Annotated in this window: 8 protein-coding genes, 1 tRNA gene and 1 other RNA gene; 9 read left to right on the top strand and 1 reads right to left on the bottom strand. The window is 40.3% G+C overall.

Annotated features, from left to right (window positions below):
• Window positions 1–15: 15 nt before the first annotated feature.
• On the bottom strand, window positions 16–912 hold the full coding sequence (locus tag ABC361_RS20595) for an ABC transporter permease (protein ID WP_413075680.1): 897 nt from the start codon (window positions 910–912) through the stop codon (window positions 16–18).
• Window positions 913–1,350: 438 nt separating this feature from the next.
• Here ABC361_RS20595 and ABC361_RS20600 point away from each other — a divergent pair, with 438 nt between their 5' ends.
• From ABC361_RS20600 to ABC361_RS20640, 9 genes are all read left to right on the top strand, one after another.
• Entirely contained in the window at window positions 1,351–2,973 is a 1,623-nt protein-coding gene (locus ABC361_RS20600) for a glutathione ABC transporter substrate-binding protein (RefSeq protein WP_413075681.1), read from the top strand.
• A gap of 90 nt (window positions 2,974–3,063) precedes the next feature.
• Window positions 3,064–3,156, top strand: a tRNA-Ser gene (locus ABC361_RS20605).
• Window positions 3,157–3,230: 74 nt separating this feature from the next.
• Window positions 3,231–3,716: a tRNA adenosine(34) deaminase TadA gene (gene tadA, locus ABC361_RS20610; RefSeq protein WP_413075821.1), complete on the top strand. Its 486-nt coding sequence runs from the start codon at window positions 3,231–3,233 to the stop codon at window positions 3,714–3,716.
• Window positions 3,717–3,797: 81 nt separating this feature from the next.
• Window positions 3,798–4,064: signal recognition particle sRNA large type (gene ffs / locus ABC361_RS20615), an RNA gene on the top strand.
• A 149-nt stretch (window positions 4,065–4,213) separates the two neighbouring features.
• Window positions 4,214–5,890, top strand: a complete 1,677-nt coding sequence (dnaX, locus tag ABC361_RS20620) for a DNA polymerase III subunit gamma/tau (protein WP_413075682.1) — start codon at window positions 4,214–4,216, stop codon at window positions 5,888–5,890.
• A gap of 12 nt (window positions 5,891–5,902) precedes the next feature.
• On the top strand, window positions 5,903–6,214 hold the full coding sequence (locus ABC361_RS20625; protein WP_413075683.1) for a YbaB/EbfC family nucleoid-associated protein: 312 nt from the start codon (window positions 5,903–5,905) through the stop codon (window positions 6,212–6,214).
• Between the two features lie 12 nt (window positions 6,215–6,226).
• A complete protein-coding gene (recR, locus tag ABC361_RS20630; RefSeq protein WP_099305837.1) occupies window positions 6,227–6,826 on the top strand; it encodes a recombination mediator RecR in 600 nt (199 codons plus the stop codon).
• A gap of 10 nt (window positions 6,827–6,836) precedes the next feature.
• A complete protein-coding gene (locus ABC361_RS20635; RefSeq protein WP_413075684.1) occupies window positions 6,837–7,061 on the top strand; it encodes a YaaL family protein in 225 nt (74 codons plus the stop codon).
• A 101-nt stretch (window positions 7,062–7,162) separates the two neighbouring features.
• Window positions 7,163–7,423, top strand: a complete 261-nt coding sequence (locus tag ABC361_RS20640) for a pro-sigmaK processing inhibitor BofA family protein (protein WP_413075685.1) — start codon at window positions 7,163–7,165, stop codon at window positions 7,421–7,423.
• Window positions 7,424–7,638 lie beyond the last annotated feature (215 nt).

Here is a 7,638-nt window from a genome sequence, read left to right on the forward strand (position 1 = left end):
ACCTCTTTTCTTAGCTTATTTTGTTGATTTTGGATCAAGCGCATCGCGTAATCCATCACCAAATACGTTAAATGCAAGTACAAAGACAACAATGGCTAAACCAGGAGCATACGTTAAATGTGGTGCTTGGAACATATACTCTCTACCCGTGTTTAGCATCGCGCCCCATTCAGGTGATGGCGGTGGTGATCCTAAGCCTAAAAAGGATAAACCCGCAGCAGACAGCACGCCGGTAGCTATGGATAAAGTAGTTTGTACAATTAAAGGTGACATTGTATTCGGTAAAATATGTTTAAAGATAATTCTAGAGTCTGATGCTCCCAGTGCACGAACAGCGTCAATATATTCTAACTTCTTAACAGCCAACGTTGATCCTCGTGCGATTTTTGCGAAAACTGGAAATGCACTAACTGAGATTGCTAAAATGATATTATCAATACCAGGTCCTAATGTTGCAACAATTGCTAGAGCAAGAACAATACTTGGAAATGCAATTAACACATCCATAATACGCATAATAACAGTATCAATAAATCCACCATAGTAAGCAGAAACAATTCCAATGATCGTTCCAACTGTACCAGCTATTGCAACTGAAACAAAACCAATTTGAAACGTGATACTCATCCCGTGGAGAATCCTAGAAAAAACATCACGACCATGATGATCCGTCCCGAACCAATAATCAGCAGATGGACCCTGCAGACGAACAGCATAATCCTTGTCATCAATTCCGTATGGAGCTAACAGCGGTCCGATAATTGCAATAATGGCCAAGATAATAATGAGTGATCCACCAAAAACTGCAGATTTATTTGACAATAACCGACCTAAAAATGCTTTCCAGTTACGTACCCAAGGTCTCTGTGGTTTTGCTGGAGTTTGCACTTGGCTTTTCGTTTCCTGAGACATGTCCAACTTCCTTTCTTTCTAAGCGTTATTCGCATCGTCTGATTATACACTAGCCCAAATTAGAAAAACAATGAGATTTTATAATCTTAATATAGTATTTTATAGGAAGAATCTAAAATCTTCAAAGGGAATTTTTAGATTTTGTCTAATCGAATCGACGTAGTAGGGAAGTTTACTTGAATCTTGGCTATATTCCGATTAAAAGTTGTTAAATTAAGTTATTTCTGATAATTTAACTGAGAACTTTTCTCGTTATTTAGCAGTCTTTAAATAGGATGAAAGATGGAAAATAGTTCAAACTATGAATCTAGACATACGACCTTGTTACTTAATTGTTTAAAAATTTTGTTGATATTCTTGTATAATAGTGTAATATATTATATAGTTTAGCTTGTTTTACAGAAAACTCACACTAGTAACAAAGGGAGGATACATCTTATGAAAAGAAACAAAGCACCTTTTTATGCAGTATTAGCTCTTACAGCTACTCTTGGTCTTGCAGCTTGTGCCGATGATGGACAAGGAGACAGCGGCAGCGATAATGGAAATGGCGACGGTGGGGAGTCATCAGGGGAAGCAGTTGAAGGTGGAGATTTGGTACTTTCTACTCAATCTGACATTGTTGGTCTTGATCCTCATCAAGTAAATGATGTGCCATCTGGTCAAGTTCAAGGACAAGTCTATGAAGGTTTACTTGAATTTGATGAAAATATGGAGTTACAGAATGTCTTAGCAGAAGATTATAGCTGGAATGACGAGGGAGATGTCTTAACATTCCAACTTAAAGAAGGCGTGACGTTCCATGATGGAACAGCATTTAACGCAGATGCAGTTAAAGCGAATATCGACCGTATCACTGACGAAGATGTTGGCTCACAACGTGCGTTTCTTTTTGAAGGAATCTCTGAAATCAATGTTCTAGGTGATTACGAGATTGAATTTGTATTAGAAGAGCCAGATGTAGCGTTCTTATTTAGCTTTGCTCATGGTGGTGGCTACATGATTAGCCCAGACGTTATTGAAGCAGATTATGCTGCAATGGAAGATGGGGAACAACCATATACAGCGGTTAACGATAACCCTGCGGGAACTGGTTACTTCTCATACCAGAGCGGTACTGTAGGTAGTTCTGAGCTAGTGTTTGAGCGTTATGATGACCACTGGAGTGGCGAGCCCGCTATTTTAGATACTGTTACGTTCAAAACAGTTCCTGATGCATCTGCTCGTCTGGCAGAATTAACAACAGGAGATTCTCACTTCATTACAGTTGATGCAGCTGGTTTAGCTCAACTTGAAGGCATTGAAGATGCAAGCTTAAATGTGACAGATAGTATTTCTGGATCTTATTTCGGATTTAATACAGAAGTAGAGCCATTTGATGATGTTCGTGTACGTCAAGCAATTGCGATGGCTGTAGATAAAAATGTTGTAATTGATAATTTACTAGAAGGTTATGGTTTTCCGGCTGAAACGCCTGTAGCACCTGGCGTTATCGGACACGATGAAAATGCAGAAGCGCTACCTTATGATGTAGAAGCTGCACAAGAATTGTTGGCAGAAGCTGGTTACGAAGATGGCTTCTCTACTAGCATCATGACAAATGATTCACCAGCTCGTATTCAGATGGCAGAGTACATGCAGTCTGCACTGTCTGATTTGAACATTGAGCTTGAAGTAGATGTTGTTGAATGGGCTACGTACTTAGAAGATACAGGTGAAGGCGACCATGAAATGTTTATCCTTGGCTGGAGCTCAGCAACTGGTGACGCTGACTATGCGTTAGCACCGCTTTACCATACGGATAACTTCGGTGCTGCAGGTAACCGTGCATTCTATTCAAACCCTGATCTAGATGCGATTCTTGATGAAGCAGTTGCAGAAGTAGATGAAGCAAACCGTATGGATCTTTATGCTCAAGCACAAGAAATTGCAAATGAAGAAGTTCCATTAGTGTTCACGCACTATACGCAATATCTACACGGAATTAAAGACAACGTTGAAGGAATCATTGTTACACCAACGGATGATTGGTTCTTACATGAAGCTCATTTCGTAGAGTAATCATTATATAGAAGGAACTGTCGAATTTTCGGCAGTTTTTTCTTGCGTTTTTTTAGTAGGTGTTGTATGATTATTTTTGTCAGTTGATACGGAGGAATACCCAAGTCCGGCTGAAGGGATCGGTCTTGAAAACCGACAGGGGTGTCAAAGCCCGCGGGGGTTCGAATCCCTCTTCCTCCGCCATATTTTTTAAGAGTACACGACCCTAGAAGAGCGGTCGTTTTTTTGTATACATATAAGGGGCTGAAGATGTGGACATTCAAAACGATGAACAGTGGATGAACTGTGCGCTAACAGAGGCTAGAAAAGCACTTACGTTCGACGAAGTGCCGATCGGTGCTGTTGTTGTGAAAGACAATGAAATCATTGCTTCAGCCTATAATTTACGAGAGACAAATCAATTATCGACTGCTCATGCGGAAATTCTTGCGATTGAAAAAGCTTGCGAAGTCCTTGGTACATGGCGACTTGAAGACTGTACCTTGTATGTGACGTTAGAGCCTTGCCCGATGTGCGCAGGTGCGATTGTCCAGGCCCGGGTCCCAAAAGTTGTCTACGGTGCGGCTGATTATAAAGCGGGATGTGCAGGAACGTTGATGAATTTACTTCAGGAGCCACGCTTTAATCACCGTTGCGATGTACAGGAAGGTGTATTAAAGGAAGAGTGCGGACAGTTGCTTTCAACGTTTTTTAAGAACATACGTGATCAGAAAAAACGTTTAAAGAAAGAATTAGAGGAGTAAGGGATTGCGTTTTCGATTTGGATCACGTATACTTAGATTTGCGCTATTTTAATAGTGCAACTGATGATTGTTTACACTTTGCCGTGCTAGACGGGGAGGTAGCGGTGCCCTGTAACTCGCAATCCGCTGTAGCGAGGTTGAATTCCTTTTTGAGGTAACTTCTTTGTAAGGTCTGCCCTAAGTAAGTGGTGTTGACGTTTGGGTTCTGCGCAACGGAAACCCATGAACCCTGTCAGGTCCGGAAGGAAGCAGCAGTAAGTGGATCCTTTCGTGTGCCGCAGAGGTGCCTGGATCGAGCTAACTGCTTAGGTAACGCTTATGAAGTTGTTATCGAGGAAAGGTGCACGGTATTATTTATAGAATGTCCAAAAGCTCGCTAGGAATAGCGGGCTTTTTTTCTGTTACGATATAGATAGGAGAAAAACGGCGCTAACGCTTTATTCGATCATAAGGAAACGATATAATAAAGATACGACTGTGAAAGGTTGGATGAATACATGAGCTATCAAGCCCTTTATCGTGTGTGGCGACCACAGCTGTTAGAAGACGTTGTTGGTCAAGTTCATATAACGAAAACGTTACAAAATGCATTGCTCCAACAGAAAATGGCGCACGCTTATTTATTCTCTGGTCCTAGAGGTACAGGGAAAACAAGTGCGGCTAAAATTGTAGCGAAGGCAATTAACTGTGAACATGCACCGGTTGCAGAACCGTGTAATGAATGCAGTCGCTGCATTGGGATAACAAATGGTTCCATTATTGATGTGATGGAAATAGATGCCGCTTCTAATAACGGTGTGGATGAGATTCGAGACATACGAGAGAAGGTAAAATACGCACCTACGGAAACCTCTTATAAAGTCTACATTATTGACGAGGTTCATATGCTTTCTACAGGTGCATTTAATGCTCTTTTAAAGACGTTAGAAGAACCCCCTGCACATGTAATTTTTATTTTAGCAACGACTGAACCTCATAAAATACCCTTAACGATTCTTTCTCGCTGCCAACGATTTGATTTTAAACCAATAACAAACGAAGAATTAGTGCTGCGCATGAAACGAATTCTTGAGCATAATGAACAAGGCTATGAGGAAGATGCAATTGAATTAATTGCACAATCAGCTGATGGTGGAATGAGGGATGCCTTAAGTTTACTTGATCAAGCCATTTCTTTCTCAGGTGAACGGGTACGTTTATCCGATGTACTTGTAATAACTGGATCGGTTTCAAGAGAGGCACTTAATAACCTTATTGGTGCGTTAGCTCAAGAGAATTCTCGTCTGGCGTTAGAGACGGTTGATGAGACATTGCGAAATGGAAAAGACCCTAAACGTTTAATGGAAGATCTTATTTTATATTTTAGGGACTTACTTCTATATAAAACGGCTCCCGAAGCCAACTATTTATTAGAAAGAGCGAAAGTGGATGAACCCTTTATTGAATTATCACAGCAATTTAATGTAGGAACGCTTCATAGGATCATTCAAAAATTAACGGATAGCCAACAAGATATTAAATGGGCGCTAAAGCCAAAAATCATTTTGGAAATGGCTGTTATTAAGGTAATGGAAGTTGGAGATGCACCTCAAGTTTCGCAACAAAGCAATGAGTTGGAAGGATTAAAGCAGCAATTGAATAAACTGCAAACGCAGTTGCAGCAAAGACCGACTCAACAACCGGTAAGTGAGGAACAAGCGCCAGCTCGTAAAGCACCACCACGCGCAAGACCTGCAACGAACGGAAAAGGGAAGACTGGGATCTCAGCGCAAGTAAAGGAAGTTGTTGCTTCAGCCGATAAAACCCAGCTTCAAGATACAGTAAATAAATGGGCAAATGTAAAAGAGCAAGTTAAATCGCTAAGCGTTCCTGCTCATGCTTGGTTAAATGATTGTAAACCCGTTGCTGCATCCTCAGCAAAAATACTGTTGGCGTTTCAAAATGAAATGCATCGTGATATGATGGATACAAAGTTTCGAGACGTGCTTATCCAAGTACTTCAACAAGTATTTGGAGAACGTTCTGATTTCTCTACGTTGTTACAAACGCAGTGGGAACAGGTGAAGGTAGATTATATGAAAGACAAAGATAGCGACAAGCCACAAAGCGATCCGTTCATGGATGAAGCTGTAAAGCTTGTTGGTGAAGATTTAATAGAAGTAATTGATTCTTAAGGAGCTGATTTTATGAAGAACATGGGTAATATGATGAAGCAAATGCAAAAGATGCAGAAGCAAATGGCAGAAGCGCAGGAAAAACTAAAGGAAAAAACAGTTGAAGCAACAGTGGGCGGTGGCATGGTTACTGTTATCGCTTCAGGAGATAAGCGAATTCTAGAAGTGAAAGTCTCTGAAGATGTAGTTGATCCTGATGATATTGAAATGCTACAAGATTTAATTGTCGCCGCAACAAATGAAGCGTTGAAACAAGTAGACGAGCTAGTAGAGCAAGACATGGGCAAGTTTACTAAAGGCTTAAATATTCCAGGAATGTTCTAGGAGGCAGGTTGATTGCAATATCCAAGACCTATAGCTAAATTAATTGAAGGATTTTCTCGTTTGCCGGGAATTGGTCCAAAAACAGCAAGTCGTTTAGCCTTTTATGTATTAGATATGAAAGAAGACGATGTTCTTGATTTTGCAAAAGCGCTTGTTCATGCAAAACGAGATTTAACGTACTGCTCTTTTTGCCATAGCATTACGGATTCCGATCCTTGTCAAATTTGCGATGATTCTCATCGAGATCAAACGGCTATTTGTGTCGTGCAAGAATCACGTGACGTCATTGCAATGGAAAAGATGCGGGAATATACCGGTTTATATCATGTATTGCACGGTTCGATTTCGCCAATGGACGGTGTTGGGCCTGAAGATATTAAGGTAGCAGAGTTAATTAAGAGGCTACAAGAGAACGGTCAGGTAGAAGAAGTGATTATTGCAACGAATCCAACCATTGAAGGTGAAGCGACCGCTATGTATATCTCTCGCTTAATTAAACCCACAGGGATAAAGGTTACAAGACTTGCCCATGGTTTACCTGTCGGTGGAGACCTGGAATACGCAGATGAAGTGACCCTATCAAAAGCAATTGAAGGTCGACGTGAGTTGTAGGTGATAAAAAATGATTGGAATACGAAAAAAAGGGTTGTTATGGAAGGAAGAGGATCAACGGCTTTACGAATACGTTGATTCACTGAAAGAGCAATTGGACTATAAACGTGGGTTGCTTGATCACAGCTTAGATGCGTCTGACGATATGCATGCAGAAGTTCAGCGCGCTGAGGTGCTTTATTCTTTTTTGCTTAGAGAAGCGCGGATTCGCTATGAACGTAAAAGGAAACATTAGTAAGGAGCTTCTATTAATATAGAGGCTTCTTTTTATGTTCTATTTCTTTTCGGCTGACATATAGTGAAGTAAGACGAGCTGTTTGCTAGGAGGGAAATATGTTGGGTGATTGGGTTTTACTTTTGTTAGGTGCTTTAGTTATTCTTCTATTATTAGTTGGGGCTTCAGCAAAACCATTCCGATTTCTTGGTCGCTTAGGTGTTAAGTTTATCATTGCTGCACTAGTTTTATTTTTATTTAATTCGTTAACGACTGTGACAGGATTATTTATACCGATTAATCTAATGACTGCTAGCGTAATAGCGCTGTTGGGAGTACCAGGGATGGCCTTATTAGTAGCGGTACAGCATTTTATTTTGTGAGCAGGATTAATTTCAACTACGAATAAAAATTTTGAAAAAAAAGACATTAAAAACAACTAAATTTTTAGTTGTTTATTTTGTTTGAGCATGATACATTATTACATGTCCTCTTGAGAGACGGACAAACAATTAAAACTTTTTCTTTTAAAAAAAGTTGTTGACTTTATACGAGAGAAAATGGTATATTAATTGAGTCGCCAAGAGAGATCGAGGCG

The sequence above is a fragment of the Shouchella phoenicis genome (assembly GCF_047238345.1).
Taxonomy (GTDB): domain Bacteria; phylum Bacillota; class Bacilli; order Bacillales; family Bacillaceae_D; genus Shouchella.